Annotated in this window: 17 protein-coding genes; 9 read left to right on the top strand and 8 right to left on the bottom strand. The window is 51.4% G+C overall.

The window, feature by feature from the left end; all coding sequences use genetic code 11:
* Positions 1-139: 139 nt before the first annotated feature.
* Together hisS and MJZ25_12535 are read right to left on the bottom strand one after the other, a co-directional pair.
* A complete protein-coding gene (gene hisS / locus MJZ25_12530) occupies positions 140-1417 on the bottom strand; it encodes a histidine--tRNA ligase (GenBank protein ID MCQ2124998.1) in 1278 nt (425 codons plus the stop codon).
* 84 nt (positions 1418-1501) lie between these two features.
* Entirely contained in the window at positions 1502-1993 is a 492-nt protein-coding gene (locus MJZ25_12535; protein ID MCQ2124999.1) for a hypothetical protein, read from the bottom strand.
* A gap of 55 nt (positions 1994-2048) precedes the next feature.
* Here MJZ25_12535 and MJZ25_12540 point away from each other — a divergent pair, with 55 nt between their 5' ends.
* Positions 2049-2780, top strand: a complete 732-nt coding sequence (locus MJZ25_12540; protein ID MCQ2125000.1) for an NYN domain-containing protein — start codon at positions 2049-2051, stop codon at positions 2778-2780.
* Between the two features lie 75 nt (positions 2781-2855).
* Here MJZ25_12540 and MJZ25_12545 read toward each other — a convergent pair whose 3' ends face one another.
* A complete protein-coding gene (locus MJZ25_12545; GenBank protein MCQ2125001.1) occupies positions 2856-6722 on the bottom strand; it encodes a tetratricopeptide repeat protein in 3867 nt (1288 codons plus the stop codon).
* A gap of 130 nt (positions 6723-6852) precedes the next feature.
* Between MJZ25_12545 and gap the strand changes: the two genes are divergently transcribed.
* Positions 6853-7869 (top strand): type I glyceraldehyde-3-phosphate dehydrogenase, encoded by a 1017-nt coding sequence (gene gap, locus MJZ25_12550; protein ID MCQ2125002.1) that lies wholly within the window; start codon positions 6853-6855, stop codon positions 7867-7869.
* Between the two features lie 146 nt (positions 7870-8015).
* On the opposite strand, the gene MJZ25_12555 is transcribed toward gap, so the two are convergent.
* The 3 genes from MJZ25_12555 to MJZ25_12565 form a co-directional block, all read right to left on the bottom strand.
* Positions 8016-8225, bottom strand: coding sequence for a hypothetical protein (locus MJZ25_12555; GenBank protein MCQ2125003.1), 210 nt, complete (start codon positions 8223-8225; stop codon positions 8016-8018).
* A gap of 148 nt (positions 8226-8373) precedes the next feature.
* Positions 8374-9639 (bottom strand): glutamate-5-semialdehyde dehydrogenase, encoded by a 1266-nt coding sequence (locus MJZ25_12560; GenBank protein ID MCQ2125004.1) that lies wholly within the window; start codon positions 9637-9639, stop codon positions 8374-8376.
* 356 nt (positions 9640-9995) lie between these two features.
* Complete coding sequence (locus MJZ25_12565) at positions 9996-12845, bottom strand: beta-galactosidase (protein MCQ2125005.1); 2850 nt, start codon at positions 12843-12845, stop codon at positions 9996-9998.
* Between the two features lie 249 nt (positions 12846-13094).
* On the opposite strand from MJZ25_12565, the gene rplU reads away from it, so the two are divergent.
* From rplU to MJZ25_12585, 4 genes are all read left to right on the top strand, one after another.
* A complete protein-coding gene (gene rplU, locus MJZ25_12570; GenBank protein MCQ2125006.1) occupies positions 13095-13580 on the top strand; it encodes a 50S ribosomal protein L21 in 486 nt (161 codons plus the stop codon).
* Positions 13581-13583: 3 nt separating this feature from the next.
* Entirely contained in the window at positions 13584-13844 is a 261-nt protein-coding gene (gene rpmA, locus MJZ25_12575) for a 50S ribosomal protein L27 (protein MCQ2125007.1), read from the top strand.
* Positions 13845-14073: 229 nt separating this feature from the next.
* The gene (locus MJZ25_12580; GenBank protein MCQ2125008.1) at positions 14074-16458 is read left to right on the top strand and encodes a hypothetical protein; all 2385 of its coding nucleotides are present in this window, start codon (positions 14074-14076) and stop codon (positions 16456-16458) included.
* A 140-nt stretch (positions 16459-16598) separates the two neighbouring features.
* Positions 16599-17357 (top strand): methylenetetrahydrofolate reductase, encoded by a 759-nt coding sequence (locus MJZ25_12585; GenBank protein MCQ2125009.1) that lies wholly within the window; start codon positions 16599-16601, stop codon positions 17355-17357.
* Between the two features lie 139 nt (positions 17358-17496).
* Here MJZ25_12585 and MJZ25_12590 read toward each other — a convergent pair whose 3' ends face one another.
* Both MJZ25_12590 and MJZ25_12595 read right to left on the bottom strand, forming a co-directional pair.
* Positions 17497-18123 carry an SdpI family protein gene (locus tag MJZ25_12590; GenBank protein ID MCQ2125010.1) on the bottom strand — a complete coding sequence of 209 codons (627 nt, stop codon included), beginning with the start codon at positions 18121-18123 and terminating at the stop codon, positions 17497-17499.
* Between the two features lies 1 nt (position 18124).
* Positions 18125-18403, bottom strand: coding sequence for an autorepressor SdpR family transcription factor (locus MJZ25_12595; GenBank protein MCQ2125011.1), 279 nt, complete (start codon positions 18401-18403; stop codon positions 18125-18127).
* Positions 18404-19013: 610 nt separating this feature from the next.
* On the opposite strand from MJZ25_12595, the gene MJZ25_12600 reads away from it, so the two are divergent.
* From MJZ25_12600 to gdhA, 3 genes are all read left to right on the top strand, one after another.
* The gene (locus MJZ25_12600; GenBank protein MCQ2125012.1) at positions 19014-19808 is read left to right on the top strand and encodes an inositol monophosphatase; all 795 of its coding nucleotides are present in this window, start codon (positions 19014-19016) and stop codon (positions 19806-19808) included.
* Between the two features lie 102 nt (positions 19809-19910).
* On the top strand, positions 19911-21665 hold the full coding sequence (locus MJZ25_12605; protein ID MCQ2125013.1) for a glycoside hydrolase family 9 protein: 1755 nt from the start codon (positions 19911-19913) through the stop codon (positions 21663-21665).
* A gap of 383 nt (positions 21666-22048) precedes the next feature.
* The coding region (gdhA, locus tag MJZ25_12610; protein MCQ2125014.1) for an NADP-specific glutamate dehydrogenase at positions 22049-23281 on the top strand (1233 nt) is incomplete at its 3' end.

Raw genomic sequence — 23281 nt, forward strand, 5'->3', positions numbered from 1 at the left:
CGAGGTACGAATTATGAATTACGAAATTAGAGGTATAGTTAATTATGATGTATGAATTACGAAGTACGAGAATAATCGATTCGGCTATGCCGACTTATAAATTCTCATAAATCATAACTCATAATTCATAATTGCGAAGCTACAGTGCAGCCTTGATAGCTTCGATGTTTCCAACGTGCATGGTGCCGTCGCGGAGGTCCTTGTATTCGAACTCGCCGGCCTGAGCCTTGTCGCCATCGACGTACACAACGATCTTTGCACCCTGGTAGTTGGCTTGGTCCAGCTGCTTGCCCATCTTCATGGAAGCCAGCGGATGGGAGACGGAACTGCCGAGACCGCGGAAAATCTGTGCGGTTTCGAAGACCTTCTTCATGTCGTTGGTGAAACTTGCGATGTAGAAGTCGACGCTCTGCTTGGGATCAGGGAGCTTGCCGTGTTCACGCAAAAGGTCTGCGAGAACCACGTCGCCCATGCCGAAACCCACGCCCGGGATACGGTCACCGCCAAGCTTTTCAGTCAAGCTGTCGTAACGACCACCGCCAGCGATAGCGCGCATGGATTTACCCTTGTCGAATACTTCGAACACGATGCCGGTGTAGTAGGCGAGACCGCGGACGATAGAGAGGTCGAGGTTAACGCACTTGCCAAAGCCTGCGGCTTCCAAAGTGGCAAAAAGATCCTGGATTTCAGCGAGAGCTGCAGTTGCTGCTTCACTCTTGACTGCAGCCTGGACTTCTTCGATGGACTTGCAGCTCATGAAGGCGTCAAGCTTTGCAACCTGTTCTTCGAAAAGGCCTGCGTCGGCTAGAGCCTTGGCAAATGCTTCCGGACCGATTTTCAAGCGGCGGTCGAGAACGGGGTAAACGAGAGCCGGGTTCGGTGCGCCAATTTCTTCGAGATAGGTGGCCAGAAGCTTTCGGCTGGAAACGCCAATAGCGAAATCGGTGTCCTCGAGACCAAACTTGCGGAGCATGGTGGCGATAGCTGCCATCAAGTCGGCTTCTGCATAAATGCTTTCGGTTCCGATGATGTCCATGTTCAGTTGGAAGAATTCGCGAAGGCGGCCCTTCTGAGCCTTTTCGTAACGGAACAGGCGGGGCATGCTGAACCACTTGAAGGGCTTCTTCAGTTCGCGAGCCTTCTGGATTACCAAACGGGCCAAGGTCGGAGTCATTTCCGGGCGCAGAGCAATGGCGCGGTCGCCCTTGTCCACAAAGTTGTAAAGCTGGCTTACGATTTCTTCACCGGACTTTCCAGTGTACAGCTCCAGGTGTTCAAACATGGGGCCTTCGTATTCTTCGTAGGCGAATTCTTCGGCGGTTTTACGCCAGGTGTCAAAGATATAGTTCTGAATGCGCTGTGCTTCAGGATAAAAATCGCGTGTGCCCTTGGGCAGCTGGGGAATTTCAATACTCATAGTGCTGCCAAATTTAGCAAAAGGTGAATGACGCGAAAAAATTTGGATCTAAAAACACCTTGTTTTCGGATTTAAAATTAACCGCTATTTTCCAGTGAACTGATTATACATCTGGGCGGTGCTCAGGAATACCGTTCTCTCAATGCTGCTTTCGCTAGAAGCAATGTTGGTTGCCGATCCTATCTTCTGGCCGGAGGCAACGTCGTATATCTCGGAGGTCACTGAAAAGCCTTCTTCTGATCTGACGATATAGGCTTGGGTGATAAAGGCAGCATTGAAACTTTTGCCAACCTGGACAAGGCAATCCAAGTCACATTCTTCGAGAGTTTTACCTCCCATAAGCAAAGGCTGGACGTTTTCCCTCATGAGGGTTAAAATCTCGGTGGTAAAGGTTTGCTCGGTAATATCGTGCATGTAGCGGGTGAGGTGCCTGTTTTCCGGAACACTGGTGGATCCGTCGGAAATCACCTCGACAATGGCGATTCTGCCGTTTGCAGCGTAGCTTGCGTTGCTTTGAAAAGTTGCGCAACTGCTAAAAATTACCGCTAAAAATCCGAATAAAAAGACCTTTCTCATGGAAGACAATATAAGTTTTTTTCCAGTCGCTTGGTTAGTTTGCTATATTCTGCGCATGGAATCCGAAAACAAAATTGCTCTGATTATTGACTGCGATAACGCCAGCGCCGAAGCTATCGACGGCATCATGGAAGAACTTTCCAACCATGGCGAAACAAGCATCCGTCGCGCTTACGGCAACTGGGAAAACAACAGCTTGTGGAAAACCGTGCTGCATCCCTTTGCAATCCAGCCGGTGCAGCAGTTCCCCTATACCAAGAACAAGAATGCTACGGATTTGGCCATGACCATCGATGTCATGGATATCCTCTACACCGAAAATATCGACGTATTCGCCATCGTCAGCAGTGATTCCGACTTTACTCCGCTGGCCATGAAGCTTCGCGCCAAGGGCAAGACTGTGATCGGTTTCGGTGAAGAAAAAACACCTTCCGCATTTATTTATGCCTGCAACCTGTTTGTCTTTACGGATAAATTCAAGGATTCAGCTTCCGGTGATGAACCTTACGAAGATGAATCTGCAAACAGCGTCGCCCGCTACGACAAGGGCCAGCTTCGCGGTGATACCCGCCTGATGAACGCTATCCGCAAGGCGATCCAGGAATGTCAGGATGATAACGGCTGGGCTTTGGCTGCAACGGTTTCACAGCTAGTTTCCCGCAAGATTACCCATTCTCCCAAGAACTTCGGTTACGCCACCTGGCCCAAGCTGATCCACGCCATGGAATACTTCGAGGAATCCAAGAATTCCAAAGACCAGCCCGTTTTCCGAATCAAGAAAAAATAATTTTCGTACAGTTTAAGCAATCGCGAATTTCTGTAAAATTAAAAGCCCCGAGGAGATTTCCTCAGGGCTTTTTCTTTACTTCACCATGATCATGGGGCTGGTTTCGCTGAGCAGGTAGCTCCATTCTTCGCGAATCTTTTCGTATTCGCTAGGATCTGCGTACAATGCGAAAGTAGTCCACTTGATGCAATTCTGTGCGCTGACACCTTCGGCGCATCCCTTTTCAAAGCTGACGTAATCCGGTTCGCGGTTCATGGCCTTGGGGCCTGCAACGCTGACTTCGCGACCCTTGGCTGCCTTTACGCTCAGGCTATAGCTGAACTGGGTTTCGTGAGGCATACGGATGGGATGATGACGCTTGGTAACCTTGGGCAGCTTGAAGAGGCTACGTTCCCAAACGTTGGGGAAGCGACCCTTCAATTCGGAACCGCCCTGGCCGAAATAGGCCTTGGAAGCGTAGGTTACAATCAGTACCAGCGGCTTGTTGAAATCAGCAAGATTTTCAATCTTCAGGTTACCGATGTTCACGTCGGGAATACCGGTCATCAGGAATTCTTCCATAAGTTTTTCCTGGTCCTTGATGTCACGGCCGTAGAAACGGTTACGCATAACGCTGCCGAACTTACCGGTCAAGGCCACGGAATCGCGGAATTCGCAGTCGCCGTCGTTACCGATGAACAAACGGTGATCCACGGAAATCTGGTGTTCCTGATTGTCTTCAAGAATGGGGGTGGTTACCACATGGCTGTTGTCATCGTCGATAACCAAGGCCACCTTGCCTTCCATATCCAGGGGAACGGGGCGGTCGTTGCCGGTCTTGTCGGTGGCGTCAACCCACATTTCGCTGATCTTGTCCTGCTTCGGGATGTACAGAATCATGTGGTTGAACTGCTGAATGGTGGGGAGCTGTTCAAAGCCTTCTTCAGTCAAGTGAATTGCAGTGAGGTAGCTCTTCACGCCGATGGTTGCCAGCATTTCCTTCAGGAGCAAAGCCATGTCCTTACAGTCGCCGCGGTGTTCCTTCAAGGTCACTTCTGCGGTCTGCGGGATAAGGCTGTGGCCGCCGAAACGGATGTCTCGGTAACGGATGTCCTGACGAACAAAGCGGATCAAGGCCTTTACGGCTTCGTCGCCAATCTTGTTGCCACGGACTTCGAAAGCCTTTTCACGAACGGAAACTGCCTGCTTGAACTGATGCTTGATCAGGTTCTGGTAATCTTCGCCAACTTCCTTCCATTCCTGCTTGCCAGTAAGCATGAGGCCTGCGCCGAAGTCGCGATAAACCGGCATGTACAATTCCTTGCGGATCACCACAGGGTTGGTAATCTTCCATTCCACGCCGCCCTTGATGTCCTGCTTTTCCAGCGGGCCGTATTCTTCGGTAACGAAACGTTCCTTGTCTGCAAAGATGCGGAAGCTTGCTTCGCCCACGGGAACATCCTTGGAACTGACGAAGTTGGTGAAGGGAATCATGCCCTTGTTTTCAATATTGGTGCGGCTGTACTGCATGTACACGAAATCGCCCGGTTCCAGTTCCTGCAAGGGGAAGTGGGCGGTCTGGCTTTCGTTGCCGCCACCGATTTCTGTAGCATAAGTAATATAGACGCCGTTGAGGTTTACCTTCTGCTTCAGCTTCATGTTGCTGTCGTAAACTTCGAGAGCGTTAATGTAAATGCGGTCAAATCCCGGCAAGAAGTCGAAGGTGAATTCGCGGTAGATGGCGGCACCGCGGATGTCCAGGATTTCCATGAACATTTCTTCGGTGCGGGTCCAGTTGGAACCCTTTTCTGCCTTCAGGGATTCCTTGCGGTAATGGATAACAGCGGGGAAGTCTCCTTCGGTGGCTTCTGCCTTGGCTTCCGGGCGGAGCAAGGTCTTGAGGTCTGCGGTACGTGCTTCCACAGGGTCAATGGGCTTCTGCAAAGTGCGGTTGTCAGCCTTGCCCAGGAATGCCTTGGTGGCGGAGAGGAAGCTCTTGGCGTCTTCGTTATCCGGCTTCAAAGCCAAAGCCTTGGTGAGGGACTTTTCTGCGTCGCGGTAGTTGCGGCTGTAGAAAAGGATCTTGCCCTGCATGGTCCAAATCTTGTAGTCGTTCCTGTCCTTGGCCAGAGTTTCTTCGCTGATGGCGCGGGCTTCTTCGAAACGACCCAGGAACATAAGGGCGTCCATCAAGGTGGTACCCAGTTCAACGCTCATACCGAAACGTCCACGGACGGCATAAAGAACATCCACGGCTTCGGCGTACTGGTCCAAACCCATGTAGGTCTTGGCAAGATAGATACCAAGTCGTGCGCTGGGCTGGGTGTCGTAAAGACGCTGCACCACAATCAGGGACTGGTTACGCTGGCCGAGACCCCAGAGGGCGTCGCTCAGGTTAATGACGTATTCCGGGTTGTTGGGAGTGTAGCGGAGAGCCGCTTCGGCACATTCGCGGGCGCGGCCGTAGTCGAACAAGGCTTCGTACATTTCACCAAGGATGGAAAGGAGCTGACCACTCTTGCGAACCAGTTCCCTCTGGCTTTCGAAGTGGCTGATGCCCGGTCCGTAAAGTTCCTTCATCTGGTAGATAAAGCCGCAGTTAATAAGATAGAGCGGTTCTTCCGGGTCCATCTTGTTGGCGCGTTCAAAGTAGCTGAGGGCAACCAACGGCTGGTTTTCTAACAGGCGGAGCAAGCCCACCTGGCTCATGATGGCGGCGTTGAACTTAGCCTGCTTCTTGGCGGATTCTCCATCGGCAGTTTCCACGGCGGGCTTAGCCTTTACAGTCAAGCCTTCGATGGCGTTGTCCATGATCTTGCCGTACTTCTTCTGGTTGATACCCTGAGTCCAGGTAACGACCAAGATGCCGCGGCCGTCTTCGTAGAAATAGCGGCCCTTGTAGGCGAAGTCAAACTTATTTACAGTATGGGTGAGGGTGAATTCCTGGGCGTACTGGTTGCCTACCTTCACACGGCGGATGTCCATGGTGGGGTTGGTATAGTCCACGCCAAGGCGTGTGAGGAGAACCTTGAACAAGTCGTTCTGGTTCACCACGTCGCTGGGAACCATGGCTCCGTAGACGAACATGGAAATGTCTTCGCCCTTGTTGCTGAGCACGAGATCCGGGTCTTCGTTCTGGCGGCTGATGCCCATCCAGTGGTGCCAGAGGGTGTCCTTTGTGCTCCAGGTGTAGCCCAGTGCCTCGGATTCAAACTTCTGCACTCGCTCCGGGGAAAGTTCCGGACCGTTTTCGGAAGATTCTTCCATCATTTCGAATCCGGCAAAGAACTCCTTCCATTCTTCCTTCAGGGCGCCTTGGGCAGGGACATTGTCCGTTGCAGAAAGGGTCAGGGAGTAAACGTGGGAGCCTGCGCCGGTCACGAGACCTACGGCTTCGTAGGGTGTGTCATAGCGCTTACCGGCTACGTCGAAGAAAGCGCCTGTGGAACCGAAGGCTTCCTCGGGATAGGTTTCCGCCAGGGTTGCCTTCTTGCCACTGCTTTCGAAGGCCTGCATTTCCATCTGAGCGCGGTCCATCAAGCGCATGGGTTCGCCCTTGGGCAGTTCCACCTCGATAAGCACGGCGCGTCGGCCGGTGCCCGCATTATAGAATTCGTAGGGAACACCGCTTTCGCCGTCGGCAGGTCCGCTGATCAAGGTCCAGCCTTCGCCGCCGTTGGGCGGGTTAAAGCTGAAGAAGTCGGAACTGACGGAACTGGCCTTGGCGGTTCGGGCAGCACTTTGGCCCTTTTCGCCGTTTTTGTCGGATTTTGCAGAATTTGCGGAAACAGCGGGGGAGGAATCGTAGTCCCCGAAATAGTCGTCGGCTACATTGGTGGTTCCGGAATTGCCGGATTTCGGGTCGACCTCGGTAAGCGGTTGACCGTTTCCTGCACAGGATACCAAAAAAAACAGTCCGAAAACAGGGACAAGACGGAAAATTTTGTGATTAAAGTGACTCATAACCCAATAAATGCAAAATTTTTTCTAAAAAGACCTACTCAACTGACGCAATTTTAATAAATTTGGTGTCAAACGCACGCCACCCTCTTTTTTGTGGCAAGCATTTCACAATAAAACAAAGGATCCAATAATGGCTCTCAAACTCGGTATCAATGGTTTCGGTCGTATCGGCCGTATGGTGTTCCGCGCTGCTGTGGAAAATTTCTCTAACGACATCCAGGTTGTCGGTATCAACGACCTCCTCGACGCTGACTACCTCGCATACATGCTGAAGTACGACTCCGTACACGGCATCTTCAACCACAAGATCGAAGTTGAAGGCAACTTCCTCATCGTTGACGGCAACAAGATCCAGATCTTCGCTGAAAAGGATCCTTCCGCAATCACTTGGGGCGCTCTGGACGTTGACGTTGTTGTTGAATCCACTGGCTTCTTCCTGACTGCTGAACTCGCTGAAGCTCACCTCAAGGCTGGTGCTAAGAAGGTTATCATGTCCGCTCCGGCTAAGGACAAGACCCCGATGTTCGTTTACGGTGTTAACCACAACACCTACGCTGGCGAAAAGATCATCTCCAACGCATCCTGCACCACCAACTGCTTGGCTCCGATTTCCAAGGTTCTTAACGACACCTTCGGCATCAAGCGCGGCCTCATGACCACCATCCACGCTGCAACTGCTACTCAGAAGACTGTTGACGGTCCTTCCAAGAAGGATTGGCGCGGTGGCCGTGGCATTCTCGAAAACATGATCCCGTCCTCCACTGGTGCTGCTAAGGCTGTTGGTGTTGTTCTTCCCGTTCTCAACGGCAAGCTCACCGGTATGTCCGTTCGCGTTCCGACTTCCGACGTTTCCTTCGTTGACCTCACCGCTGAACTCAACACCGAAGCTACCTACGAACAGATCTGCGCTGCTATGAAGAAGGCTTCTGAAACTCCGATCTCCGAAGGCGGCCTCCAGGGCGTTCTCGGTTACACCGAAGATGCAGTTGTCTCTACCGACTTCCGCAACGACTCTCGCACCTCCATCTTCGACGTCAAGGCTGGCATCCAGCTCGACCCGACCTTCGTGAAGGTTTGCTCCTGGTACGATAACGAATGGGGCTACTCCAACAAGGTTTGCGAAATGGCTCGCGTTATCTCCAAGTAAGAGATTTAGCTTAACAGCTTAATTAAATACTTAAAGGAAGACCTCGCTGAAAAGCTAGGTCTTTCTTTTTATACAGGCAAAACTTGCAAAAAAAACTCCCAGTCAAAAGACTGGGAGTTCTTTAAATTCACAGAACGGAATTGAGACTAGCCTTCGTAGTCTTCGCCACCGCCCCAACCATCGATGTCGGAGCCTGCGCGGCCAAGAGTTGCACCGCCGAGGATTTCGTCAATGCCCTTGTCTTCGGATTCATCCTCTTCTTCTTCGAAGATGGAGGATTCATCAAGTTCGGTATCTTCGTTAGGTACGATCGGTTCGTTATCCAAATCGTCGTTGCTAGCTTTCTTTCTTGCCATGAACTATACTCCTTTCAGATGGCGTTCCGTATTTCTTATCGCTATAGTAATATATTTTTGTCAAAAAAGAATCAATCTTCATAAAAAAAGTGATTTTTTTTGATGAAAGACGGTCGCCCGGCTGAAAAATTTCTTTAAACTGGGACTTTTAACCTCGAACCTGGCCGTTTCCGCGGAGAATCCACTTGTAAGTGCAGAGGCTTTCCACACCCATGGGGCCGCGAGCGTGGATCTTGTCGGTACTGATGCCCACTTCTGCGCCCAGCCCGTATTCGCCACCGTCCGCGAAGCGGGTGCTGGCGTTCAACATGACGCTGCTTGAATCCACGTTGGCGGCAAAGTAGTCCTGTGCTGCGGCGTCTTCGGAAACGATGGCTTCCGTGTGGCGGCTGCTGTACTTTTCAATGTGCTCGCAGGCTTCCTCGACACCGTCCACGAACTTGACACTGGACTTGAGGGCCAGGTATTCATGATGGTAGTTGCTTTCGTCGCCGATGTCGGTAACGTTGGGCAGTTCCTTGACGCATTCTGCGTTGCCGTAGAATTCCACACCCTTGTCCTGGAGAGCCTTCACCAAGTCCAGCACGGCGGCCTTGTCCAGGTGACGGTCGAACAGCACGCATTCCATGGCGTTGCAGACGCCGGTGCGCTGGGTCTTTGCGTTAATAAGGATGTTCTTTGCCTTGGTGAGGTCGGCAGCCTTGTCGATATAGACATGGCAAATGCCGTTGAAATGCTTGATCACAGGAATCTTGCTCTGATCGACCACGGCGCGGATGAGGCGTTCGCCACCGCGGGGGATAACCAGGTCCAGGTAGTCGTTCATCTGGAGCAACTTGGTCACAAGAGCGTGGTCCGGGTTTTCCACCAGCTGTACGGCGTCGGCGTCGATACTGCATTCCGTGAGGGCGCTGCGGAAGATGCCTGCCAGAATCTGGGATGACTTGAGGGATTCCTTGCCGCCGCGGAGCACCACTGCGTTGCCGGACTTGAAGCAGAGGCATGCGCCGTCGATGGTTACGTTGGGGCGGCTTTCGTAGATAAAGAAGATGGAGCCCATGGGTACCGCCACACGGCTGATCTTGATGCCGTTCTTCAGTTCGCGGGATTCCAGGACGCGGCCCAGCGGGTCGGCGAAGGCGGCGATTTCTTCGGCACCCTTGGCCATGGCTTCGATGCGGGCGTCGTTCAAGGTCAGGCGGTCCATCATGGAGTCGCTGATCTTGCCTGCGCTAGCTTCAAGGTCAATCTTGTTGGCGGCGAGGATGGCTTCCTTCTGCTGGCGGAGCTTTGCTGCCACCAGGTTCAGGGCTGCGTTACGGCTTTCGGCGCTCAAGGTACGGAGGCCGCGGGATGCCTTTCTGGCGTTCTTGGCCAGAGTTTCGGCGTAAACTTCAATATCTTCGATATTCATGGGCGTAAATATAGATAATAGGGGCGGAAATTACTCCAATTTGGAATAAAGTTTGAGTTGAAAAAATGGACGTCCGCTTGATTTTCATCACATTTAAGTGTATTTTATTGTTACAGGTTTGTTATTACTCGCAACATTGGCTTGTAGTTGCAGGGTATCGGACTTGGGTGCTTAGACTCGGTGTTGTTTTCTCTCTCATGCAACGCCGAGTCTTTTGTTTTATCAAACTAATCCTGTTCGGCTCGGAAATGCAAAAGTAAACTTTTGCGCTTCACTCGCCTCCAAGTCTTTTTTTTACAAACTAAAAAAAGACCGCGGAACTTTCCGCGGCCTTTTAATTTTCAACCTTTACGCTATTACAGCAGGTCTACGATCTTGGAGAACAATGCGTCAGCCAGAGCGTTGGTTTCGAGACCTTCGAAAACGTTGAACTGGTTGAACATGATCTTGCCCTTGCCGAACGGATAGAGCTGCAGGTCTGCGCCGGTCTTGACTTCGCCATCCTTGAAGGCGATGTCGCGAGCGAACACGGTTGCACCCGGAAGTTCGTTCAGGGAGATGCTGGGCATCACTGCTGCGGCCATGTGGTCGAGGACTGCGGAGTCGCCGAACACGCTTGCCAACGGGGAACCCTTCGGCAGGTAGTGCAGAGCAAGTTCGTTTGCACCAGTGCTCCAGTGGGATTCGATGGTGCTTTCGAAGTGATGGCTCTGGTTCAAGAAGTCGATATCTTCCTGGGTCATATCGGAGAGCAGCAAGGTCTTGCCGCCGTTCTTGGTGACGTCCACAATCTTGTCCAAAATTTCATCGGGCCAAGAGCTGAGGTTTGCAGTGAAGATAATTTGTTCGGGACCGTTGAGGGCGACCAATGCATCGCTGGATTCTTCGCAGTTGTCCAGGAAGCAAACCTTCTTTTCTGCGCTGCCAACGTCGGCCTGGTCAATAACAAGCAGGTCTTCGGTGGAGGAGTGGATTGCCTTGCCGTCGTCGATCAAGGTCACCTTGATCTGGTACTTGCCCACGTTGCGCGGAGCCATCATGGTGCAGATGCCGAGCTGTGTAAGGCTTGTCTTGCCGGCCGGTTCTTCCGGTTCCATGGTCTGGCTGGAGAGTTCCTTGCCCTGTGCGTCCAGCAACTTGATTTCAACGGAAACGTCTTCGTAACGCTTGTTGTTCAACAAAGTAATCTGGAAGCTGACTTCGCTCTGCGGTGCAACCACATGTTCCAGTTCGCTAACCAGGGCGCGGCTGGGAGTAGTGATTTCGCTGATGAATTCATCGAAGCCCTTGGACTTGCGGTTTTCGTCGTTCAAGCCGCTGAAGTCGGTGCTGCAGTCTGCCCAGTGGTCCAGGAAGAAACCTGCGATCTGCGGGTTGCTCTGGAATGCGGTAATCTGGTCCAGCTTACTCTTCAGAGCGATGCGACGTGCGTCGGCATTGAAGTCCTTGTAGGACTTCCAGATGGAGAGGTCGCTTTCCACGAAGGATTCCACAGCCTTGACGAAGGTCTTGATTGCCTTCTGGTTCTTGGCGGCACGGGGACCTTCGATGTTGGTTGCGTCTGCCGGAAGGAGGGTGTGGTTCTTCAGGGTCACCAGCATCTTGTTGGAAATATCGCTGGCTACATTTTCTTCTTCATCCTGGAACACAGCGTCACCGAGGCCTGCATCCGGAACCATCAGTTCTTCGTTGTCGCGATCGAAGCTGTGGGCGAGGTAGTGGCTATAGGTTGCGCTGGGGTTCATACGCGGGTTCACGCGGAGTGTTGCGTACGGGGAAATGCGGTCCACGGTAACAGGCAGGAGCTTGCCGGTATCCTTGCGGAAGTTGCCTTCGTTATCGAGGTAGATGGAATTCAGGTTGCTGATCACCGGACGGGTCATGTCCACCGGGCTGATAGCGTTCAGCATCTTGTTACCGTTCTGCAGCAGGAAGGTGCCGTTTTCGGAACCGAGAACCCACACGCCGATAGACGGATGGTTGTGCTGTTCCTTGACGATATCGTTGATCAACTTCTTTGCGATTTCCAGACCTTCGGTGGTAGAACGCATGGTGTGGATTGGAAATTCCTGGAACACGATGAGACCCATCTTGTCGCAGAGGTCCAGAGCTTCTTCGGTCAGAGGAGCACCGCAGGAACGGATGGCGTTGAAGCCTGCGTCCTTGATGGCCTTGAGGTCCTTTTCGAGCTTTTCGTTCTTGTAGGTCCAGAGGCCGCCCTTGCTCCACTGCTGGTTGTAGCTGATACCCTGGATCTTGAGGATCTGGTCGTTCAGGTAGTAGTCGCCCTTGAGGCAGTCGAACTTGCGGAAACCGAACGTGCGGACAACGGGGAAGGCGTATTCAGGACGCTTGACTTCCTTGCCGTCCTTTTCCTTGCCGGCCTTGATTTCCATCTGGAATTCAATAGCGTAGACATTGGGATGGTCCGGGCTCCACTGGAAGTGGTCCTTCTTGAGATCCTTGACTTCGAACACGTAGCGCTGGGTGGCGTTTTCCTTGTCCAGCTTGATGTTGTCGATGAAATGTTCGTAGACGTCGCCGGCCGGGTTCTTCATGAGAATGCGGAGGCGGGTCTGGAAACCACGGGGGTTGTTGAAGCTGACTTCGCAAGCCACGCGGTCCTGGTCCATGTCCGGTTCGACGCGGACGTGGTCGATAAATGCTGCGGTACCCTGGATGAGGTCCACGTTACCGATGATGCCGCCGTACGGATACTGGTTCCAGGGGAGGCCAACCGGCATTTCGCTGGGGTGTACGTAACGGTCGTCTGCACCTTCCTTGGATTCACGGCCGAAGTCGATACGGCTGTTGGAGGCGCCCATGTTGGCCACGCGTACGCAAAGAATGTTTTCTTCGCCGATCTTCAGGGCCTTCTGGGTTTCGATGACGAATGGGGTGTAGGCGCCGAAGTGGGTGCCGAGGAACTTACCATTGAGCCAAATGGTGGCGTGGGTGGCAATGCGGTCGAAGCGCAGGAAAATACGCTTGGTGACCTGCTTTTCGTCTTCGATGGTAAAACGCTTAAAATAATAGGCGCAATCCTGGGACATCAAAAGCTTGTCGAAGTCCCGTTCCCAGATGTGGGGGACTTGAACGTTTTCGGTGTTTTCAGGATAAGTTGCATACCAACGGTTGGAAATGCCCTGGTCTTCGGTGTCCCAGATCATTTGCCATTCGCCGTTCAGGCTCGTAATTTTGCTCATGTAGAGTGTCCTTTATAAATTTCGATGCATAATCTAGAAAAAGAAAAGTGGTTAGTGGTTGGTGGTTAGTGGTTAGGTAGGCTAAATTTGCCCTATTTTGGATTTATTGAACCTCGAACCTCGTACCTGGAACCTAATTTTGTTGAAAAAATGTGAAAAAGTTGAGGTTTTTTGCGCTCCATCCCTTTGATTGACAAAGGTTTCTTACTAAATTTGGGACTCCAATAGCAACCTAAAAAGGATTACAAAATGTATTCTATTGTTGAAACAGGTGGTTTCCAGTATAAAGTCGAACTCGGCAAGACCTACAAGGTTCCGACTATCGACGCCGCTGTTGGTTCTGAAGTGGAACTGAAGTCCGTTCTTCTTTTCGCAGGAAAAGAAGTGCAAATCGGCACCCCTGTCCTGAATGATGCTTCTGTCAAGGTCGAAGTTCTCGCCCACGACAAGTACGATACCATTATCGTTTACAAGAAGAAGCGTCGTACTCGTTACGAACGTCGTAACGGTCATCGTCAGGGCTACACCGAAGTGCTCGTTACGGAACTCCGCTCCGGCGCAGAATCTGCAGTTGTAGACTCTCAGGTTATTACCCGCAACCGCGCTCGCGTGGCTGCCCTTGCTAAGCAGAAGGCTCAGAACAAGCCTCTCACTCGCAAGGAAAAGATCGCTCAGGGCCTTCCGAAGCCAGCTAAGGTTAAGAAGAACTCTCTGCGTAAGGCTAAGGAGGCTTAATCCATGGCACATAAGAAAGGTCAAGGTTCTGTTCGTAACGGTCGCGACTCTAACGCCAAGTATCTTGGTGTTAAGAAGTATGCTGGTGAAGTTGTCAAGGCTGGCAACATCATCGTCCGTCAGCGCGGTTCTCACTTCCACAGCGGCAAGAATGTCGGCATGGGCAAGGACTTCACCTTGTTCTCCCTCATTGATGGCGTTGTAAAGTTCGAACGTCTCGACGCTAAGCGTCAGAAGGTCTCTGTCTACGCTGAAGAAAACTAATTGAGATGCAAGGGAAACCTCATGGTTTCCCTTGGAACCTTTCCTAGAGTCATCTAGTAAACGTTTAATCTCAATAACTGGGTTTGATTCCCTTTGGAATCCTTCCTTGAATCAGAGTGACAAACTTTTGAGTTTTAAAGAACCTCCTCTCGGGGAGGTTCTTTAATTTTAGGCTGTCCGCAGGGGTGGCCTTATTTTTTATGTCTTGTTTTTGCTAGATTATAGGGCGATGATTTTGCGCTATCTCAAGTTCTTTTTGCTGGCCCTGGTTGCTGGGCTTTTTATTGCTTGCTCCGATGACGATAACGACTCGGAATTCCTTTTCAATCGCGAAGTGACTGATCTTTCCGTTGTTCGTGAATGCAAGTCCAGCGGAGAACATGGCGACACTTGTTTCCAGGTACGTTTCCACTATCCTATGGAAACCGAAAAGCTGACCAACATCTACGTGTGGGTTGATAACATGGTTTTGGATGACACATCCAAGGCTGTGACAAAAGACGACTTGAAGCGTGCCGACGAAGTGATTGAATATCAGACCGGTACTTCCGAACTTTATGGCTATGTGGATGTGTCCTCCTATGTGTCCAAGCTGATGGAGGAAGGCAAGGAAGACGACAGCAAGAAACTGGACAGCCTGATGGTCGCCTTCTACTGCGACTATTCCGACGACGAACAACCGGGAACCGTGCAGCGCATCTATGTGCATTTCAAGGACAGGATGGCTCCTTCCGTCGTGAACCTGAGGGATCCTGAAACATGGACCACCGGCGCAGAATTTGTATGGAACCGTCCTGCAGACCAGACCGACTTTTATTCCTCCGGCGACTTGTCCGGCCCCATCGTCGGCTACAATATTGTGGTGTACGCCCTCGACGAAGACGAAGATATCCGTAAGGTCAAGGTGAAGGTCTCCAATTCCGAAGGCGTGGATTCCACCGGCACCAAGATTTACAAGCGTCATGCAAGAATCCGTTCCAATACCAACGATTCCGTATGGGTGGATTCCGTTACTTCTGCAAAGAACTTGTTGCGTATCGCAATTCTCGATGGTAAGGGCTACGATACTGAAGACTTCGAGGCCAATGCCTTTACCTTGGTGCTTGAAGGCCTGAAGGCGGAATCTCGCTATACCATCGGTATCTCCTCCTGGGATTCCAGTGGCAACGGCTCTGGTGACGAAAAGTCCAACATGCCCTGGTCCAACACCATGTTCTATACAACGGATTCCATCGCTCCGCTGATTGGTTCCACGATTCTTACCTTGAAGGATTCCGTATTCCCCGAACTGGCACGCCTAGACAGCAACAACCGTCTGAGAGTTTTCTGGGGCCGCAGCGTAGACCCGCGAGTCAAGAATCACGGCATCACCGTGGATACTTTGCTGTCTATTCCGGACTCTTGTCTTTACAGCGAGACCCTCAAGGACTACCAGTGCATAAACGAAGAAATTGAAGGCTACTACGTTGACTACTACGACCGCACCAACAAGGAATGGGTGAAGTTCGGCTATGCTGGGGGAGATCTTTCCAGATACAGCAAGCGTTACAAGCTTGAAGCCGATACCATGGTGGCCGATGCAGAAGAAGGCGAGTTCGTGACTGACACGATCCGCTGGGTAGCCCCTGGTGACACATTGATTTTGCGCGTACGTTCTAGGGACGTTTCGGGATACTACTCCAAGGCTGTAATCGACACCATCGTCGTTGCGCCTAGCGAAAAGGCCAAGGATGTGGAATGCCCCGAAGGATTTATCCTTGTCTCTACATCCGATACAACGACCTTCTGCATGGAACGTTACGAACATCGTGATGATTCCGGAACGTTTGTCAATAACGTGCTGCACTCCGAGGCGTTGGCTGCCTGCCAGGCCATGTCCGGTTCCGGTTTTACCTTTGACCTTTGCGGCGAACGCGAATGGGAACTGGTGTGTCTCTCCGGAGGTACACTTTCCTATGGCGTGATCGAAGAAAGTTCTGAGGACAACTCCGATTACCTCTTTGCAAACTGCAATGTTGCCACCAACGATTCTGTTCCTGCTTTGGATATTTCCAAGCGCAGTTCCCGCTGCCTGAACCCCATGGGCGTTCATGACATGCCGGGCCAGTTGCAGGAATGGGTCCGCGGAAGATCCGAGGATACGCTTACTGTGCTGAAGGGCGGCAGTTATAAGGTCTTCGGTGGCCTGGATCGCGAAACCCAGGCCCGTTGCACCAACCGCAGCTTCCCGTACTACACAAGGCCCGACTACACCAAGGATACTGTGTACCTCTACCGCGAAGGAACCCGCGTGGATACGGTCTTTGTTGCGGATACTTCGAGAACTCCCTACGAGAAGAAGCCCGTCCTTACAAAGGAAGACTTCACGGATTCCCTGCAGTTCTTCAACGTGCTGGATGCAGACGGCAACAAGATAGGCGAGGACTACGCACCTTATGCCGAATACAAGAAGGGTGGCGACGAATGGTTGGAGAAGGTGGCTAATGGCCTGACCTACGAACCGGACCGCGTCGAAGTGGTGTTCGTCAAGAAGGAAAGAATCGCCTACCGCCAGGCTGCCGCATTCTACAAGAGCCCGGCTATCGGCTTCCGCTGCTGCGCCTATCCGGAATAAAGTCTCGATACAGCTTGTTATAGGAAAAGCCTCGGTCTGGTGATCGGGGCTTTCTATTATGGTTCATTACAAATATTCTTTTATGCAGAAATTTGCATATATGCATTGACAAAGGACGGGCCAATTTATAACTTTAGGCTATGATTAAGAATTTGCCTAAGTCTATTGCTCTTGAATTGGTACCCCGTACCTTGGAAGGCCTTGTTGAGGAATCCAGGGATTGCTTGTCTAAGTTTCCCATTACCACAGTGAATGTTCCGGAAATCCGTACGGTTTCTGTGAAGTCCTACGAATCAGCCCGTGCGCTGATTGCAAACCACATTCCGGTAACCCCTCACTTCCGCATGGTGGATCGTTCCCTTACGGAACTGATTGAAATGCTTGGCGTGCTTACTTCCATGGGCCTCAGGGAAGTCTTGATCATTGCAGGCGACCCGCCCAAGGATATTGGATTCCAGCCTTCCGGCCTGACTTCGGTGCTTGCCATCCGTGAAATCCGCAAGCTGTTCCCGACCCTTAAGATATTTGCGGGTCTTGACCCGTTCCGTACCAGCTTCCGCGAGGAACTGGACTACGCCAAGCGTAAGCTGGACGCCGGCGCCGACGGCTTCTACACCCAGCCTTTCTTCAGCGTGGGTATGCTGGAACAGTGGATGGAGCAGATTCCCGAAGCTGAGGTCTGGTATGGCATTGCGCCTGTGCTTTCCGAAAAGTCCAAGTTCTACTGGGAGAATACAAACAAGGTTGTTTTCCCGCCGGATTTCGACATTACTCTCGAAAGCAACGTGAAGACGGGTCGCGCCCTGCTTAAGTCTATCGCCGATGCGAACCAGCGCGCCTACCTGATGCCTGTCCGCGTGGACGCCGCCGAGTATGTTGGCGCCCTGCTGAACGATTAACGGTCGGTTCATTGCTGAACGATTAGCTGTCGGTTTACAGCTGAACGATTAGCTGTCGACACGTCGCCGAAGAATTGAAAAAGGATACCTGAAAACAGGTATCCTTTTGCTTTAGTTTGCTTTAGCTGGTCGCTTCGATTTACTTGTGCCTGAGCGCGAAAATCCATGAGTATGCGACGGGGACGATCGCTGTTGCGATCAGCAAAGTTGTTGTGACGTAGATGTTTTCCAGAAGGCTTGTGAAAATCATCAGCAGTCCGCCAATGACAAAGGCGAATCCGCCAACGCGGTGGGTGTGGAACCAGTTGTCCTCGTTCTTGAGCGTCCAGTAGATGCGTATGCCGAAGATCATGTTCTGGGTGACCTTGGGCATGACGTTTCCAAGAATCACAAACAGGACTCCCAGGAAAATGGTGACAAACAGCGTAAGGTTGAACTTGATGTCCAGGGAGAACATGATGATGCTTCCCATGACGAATATGGCGATGGCGGGAACGAGCCATATAATGTAGGGGAGGTACTTCCTGATTTGGCCGTTTTTCTTGAACTGGATGTGTGTGTCCAGGAGGCAGAGCAACTGGATTGCCATCAGGAATGCGGGAATCCCGAAAACGGCTCCTGCCTTGGGCATAAAATTGTCGGGTTCGTTGTTCAGGTTGAAATGCACCGGCAGTTGGGCGGGCAGCTTGTCCCACAGGATAATCCCTGCGACGGATGTCATGGCGATGACGAACAGGGAAATAAGAATTTTCCATTTGTTGTTCATGTTACTTTTCTCCTTTAGGTGTTTCTTTTAAATCTTTTACCCACATCATGATTTCTTCGAGAACAGATGTGCTGAGTTCGTAGATGATGAATTTTCCATCGCGGCGGTCGCGGATCAGGTCCGCATTTTTCAGGACAGTCAGGTGGCGTGAAATGGCCGGGCCCGAAATTTCAAAGGCCTCAGCTATTTCTCCTGCAGTCTTCTTGCCGCCCTTGAGCATGTTCAGGATCTGTCGGCGCGTTGGGTCCGACAAGGCCTGAAGGGTATCTTGTAATGCCATAGGCAATCTCCAAAAAGGTTTAATAAGAACGTTGTGCGCGGAACGATTTCGTCGCATCCCAAGCTTATTTAACATGGAACGACTTCGTCGTTCTGTTGTTTCGCCTCGGCTATAAAACATGCAAGCATGTTTTATTTCACAGCCTCCGCTCTCCGACATGAAATAACTTCGTTATTCATGGTCGTTTCGCTTCGGCTGTTAAAACACTGGCGTGTTTTGCAGCGTTTGGCTTATTTAACATTTAACTTATATGTTAAATATAATTTGACGGAAATGAATTGTCAAGAGATTTGATTCAAAAAGATTGTATTTGTTCGGAAATGGGTACCAAATGGGTATTTGGGGGCTTTTTAGTACCCTGTTTTTCGTATAAATTATCGATTTTTTTGTTGAAATAATAATGAAAAATGATAAATAATTATCTTTTGATAGTTAAATGATAGATTTTTGTTATGAAAAGTTTGCTTTGACGATGCTTTTGTTTTGAACAAACTAAAAATTGGGGTACCAAATGGATATCTTGGGGTGTTTTGGTATCCTTTTTTTTTCATTTTCCTATATTTTGCGGCGTAATAGTGGTGTCGTAACGTTGTAATGGCGAGGATTTTCCATGAGCGCGATTGAAAAAAGTGAATTTTTGAAGGTGGCTGAGGATCTGGCCCGTAGGGCAGGGGAGATCTGCCTGGAACTGCAGAACAACCTGGGCGACGTAAAATACAAGACCGCGAAGGACGTGGTCACCATCGCCGACGTCACCAGCGAAAAGCTTATTGTGGAAGGTCTCCGCAAGGCTTTCCCCACCCATTCCATCCGTACGGAGGAAGCGGGCGTCATCGAAGGCTCTGACCCGCGCTACCGCTGGATCATTGACCCGGTGGACGGTACCGTGAACTTTAGCCGCAGTATTCCGCTGTGGGGCATTTCCATTGCGCTTCATTTCGAGGGCAAGCCGCTTGTGGCCTGCGTGAACCTCCCGAAACTTGGCGAAATGTTTACTGCGGCCAAGGGGCTTGGCGCCTTCATGAACGGCAAACCCATTCACGTGAGCTGCGAAAGCAATCCCACCCATGCGATCGTCAGCAATGGGGACTTCAATGTAGGCGAGGTTGCCAAGATCAACGCCCAGAATTCCCGCAACTTCGCCGCCGAGGCGGTTGCCTTTGAACGCGTGAAGTGTTTCGGCTCTGCGGTGATCGAAGGTTGCTTTACCGCATGCGGCCGCCTGGATTGTTTCGTGATGACCATGAGCTACCCCTGGGACATTGCCGCCATCGCCCTCCTGGTGGAAGAGGCTGGCGGAAAGTCCACCCACATCGACGGCACCGAAATGCAGTTTGTGGATGCGGAACAGGTCATCTTCAGCAACGGCCTGCTCCACGATACCCTGGTGAAGGTCCTGAATTAACTTCTGAACTGACCGAAGCCCGTGAGCTACGACACTCGTGGGTTTTGATTTTTGGGTTTTTAATATAGATTTAGCCTAAAAAAGAACACTTTTGGAGGTGCGATGTTTATTAAGAAAAGTTTTGTGGCTGGCCTTGCCCTCTTCGGCCTGGCAGCAACCAATGCCCCGGCAGCCCTCAGTGACGACGACTTCGTGGAAGCCGCATGGATGACCACCCGTTTCTACGGAGCCCAGCGTTCTGGTGAAGGCCCCAACTGGATGGCCGATGGCACCACTTATCCCACAAGTTTCTTGAAGGACGAATACAAGGGCCAGGATGTTTCCGGCGGTTGGTTCGACTGCGGTGACCATGTGATGTTCGGTCAGACCCAGGGCTTTGGCGCCTACGTGCTGGCCTTGGCCTATGCGGAATTTACCGAAGGCTATTACGACCTTTATACCGGCGACTACACCGACTATAAGGCTTCCGGCGACTATTCCCGTGCCGGCGGCACTCCCAACAAGGTCCGCGACCTTCTGGAAGAACTCCGTTACGAAGCTGATTTCTGGGTGAAGGCAGCTCCCAGCACTACCTCCTTCGTTGCCGTGAAGGGCGATGGCGATGTGGACCACAAGAACTGGGTGACTCCGGGTAAGATGAGCACCATGGGTACCTCCGAAGGTGGCGACCCCCGCACCATGCAGGCCGACACCGATGATGCTTACTCTTCTGGTATGGTGGCCGCCTTTATGGCAATCATGGCCCGTGTGGAACCGGATGCAGAACGTGCTGCCAAGTACCTGACCGCAGCAAAGAATGCCTATGGCTATTCCAAGACCCACAAGAGCGTTACGACTTCTGGCGGATACTACCAGAGCGGTTGGTGGGATGGCCGTACCGGCGACGGAACCTTCCTGGGTGCGCTTGAACTTTACCGTACCACCAAGGATGAAACTTACAAGACTGAAGCTCAGACTTATTTCTCCCAGCTGAAGTTTGAATCCGGTAGCTACTCCCGCTTGAACTATGCCAATGCAGTGCCGCTTTCCGTGGTGATGGGCAAGGGCGTCTTCGACTGGGATCCCACATCTGGTAACCAGAAGAATGCTAAGGATTTCCTGGATGGTATCTATAAGAACCAGAGCTCTGCTGACGGTATCTTCACTAAGGAAACAGGTGGCGGCGGCTCCTTCTCTGTGCGTACACCGTCTGGCGGCGCATTCCTTTACGGTCTTTATTCCAAGTTTACCGGCACTACGGACTACGACGAACTGATCGAGAAGAACGTGGCCTACCTGCTGGGCGATAATGCCAACAGCAAGTCCTACGTGGCGGGCTTCGACCGCAACGGTGCAAAGGCTCCTGTCGCTGTTCATCATCGTGGCTACTATGCCAACGAAGATCCTAGCAAGAATCCGGATTCCGATTTGAAGCCGCCTGCAAAGAACAAGTACTTTGGCGCCATGATTGCTGGTGCGTTCAACAATCAGGGACACAATAGTAAGGTTGGCTCCTGGGATGAAAACGAAGTCTGCGTGGACATCAACGCCCCCATGGTTGGTGCGTTGGGCTACATTCTTTCCAAGAAGGCTCCCAAGACCGACGAGGAAATCGGAAGCCCGGTCCAGGCTATTGCGGGTAAGGTCGCTGCACCCTCTGGCGCCCTCCGCATGGTGGGTTCCAACGGCACCTACGTTGTTTCCAACGCCTTGCGTACTCCTTTCACGGTTGAAGTCTTTGACCTGAAGGGAACCTTGGTGCAGAAGCTGGAAAGCCAGGGCCGTGAAGTAAGCCTGCAGCCTAAGGTCAAGGGCGTATTGAACGTTCGCATCAGTTCCGGAAAGAACCAAATGGTCAAAACACTGAACAACTTGTAGTTTTTTCCAAAAATTGTAATAGAAAGGCTCTCGCAAGAGGGCCTTTTTTGTGTATTTTCGGCACCCCAATTAACATTTTTCGTAAAATGTAATGTAAAACTATATTTACAGAATAATCAAAATAAATGCATCTTACAAAATTGTTAGTTTTTGCAACATAGACCCTTTAAATTTAACCAAAAAACGCAATTGGAAAATCTTTCAAAAAAGTAACTTACAAAATTGTAGGAAATTAACGTTTTTTGTACATGACCACTTGTTTTTTTTCATTATTTGTTATCTTTATTTCCGTAACAGAAATGCCATGCTCAAGGGTCTATAAACACTCGAAAGCGGGCACAAAAGTTTAAACAAACAATAAACTCTCAATGGAGATAAATACTATGGCAATCCAGAATGCTTACCTCAAGTCCGTCTATGAAAAGGTCGTCGCACGTGACCCGGATCAGGCTTTGTTCCACCAGGCTGTTCGCGAATTCCTCGAATCCCTGGACCCCGTTCTCGCTCAGGACAAGTCCTGGGAAACCAACGGCGTTATCGACCGTCTCGTTGAACCGGAACGCGTGATCACTTTCCGCGTACCTTGGTTGGATGACAAGGGCAACGTTCAGGTTAACCGCGGTTACCGCGTTCAGTTCAACTCCGCTATCGGTCCTTACAAGGGCGGTCTCCGTCTCCGTGGCGAAGTTACTCTCTCCATGCTCAAGTTCCTCGGCTTCGAACAGATCTTCAAGAACTCCCTCACTACTCTCCCCATGGGTGGCGGCAAGGGTGGTTCCGACTTCGAACCCAAGGGCAAGTCTGATAACGAAGTGATGCGCTTCTGCCAGTCCTTCATGACTGAACTCTCCAAGCACATCGGCGCTGACACCGACGTTCCGGCTGGTGACCAGGGTACTGGCGCTCGCGAAATCGGTTACATGTTCGGTCAGTACAAGCGTCTCCGCAACGAATTCGTTGGCGTTCTCACTGGTAAGGGCCTCTCCTACGGTGGTTCTCTCGCTCGTACCGAAGCTACCGGTTACGGCCTCTGCTACTTCACCCGCGAAATGCTGAAGGACCTCGCTAACGACTCCTTCGCTGGCAAGACTGTTGTTATTTCCGGTTCTGGTAACGTTGCTATCTACGCTACCCAGAAGGCTCAGGAACTCGGTGCAAAGGTTGTTACCGTTTCTGACTCCAACGGCTACATCTACGACCCGAACGGCATCAAGGTTGAAGTCGTTCAGCAGATCAAGGAAGTCGAACGAGGCCGTATCTCTGAATACGCAAAGCGCGTTCCGGGTTCTGAATACCACGAAGGTTCTAAGGGCGTTTGGACTGTCAAGTGCGACATCGCTCTGCCCTGCGCAACTCAGAACGAAATCGACGAAGAATCCGCAAAGGCTCTTATCGCTAACGGCGTAAAGGCTGTTGCTGAAGGTGCTAACATGCCTTCTACTCCGGAAGCAATCGAAGCCTTCCTCAAGGCTGGCGTTCTGTTTGGACCTGCTAAGGCTGCAAACGCTGGTGGCGTTGCTACCTCCGGTCTCGAAATGTCTCAGAACTCCGAACGTCTCTCCTGGACCTTCCAGGAAGTCGACGCAAAGCTCGATGGCATCATGACCTCCATCTAC

It is taken from the genome of Fibrobacter sp. (assembly GCA_024399065.1).
Lineage (GTDB): Bacteria > Fibrobacterota > Fibrobacteria > Fibrobacterales > Fibrobacteraceae > Fibrobacter.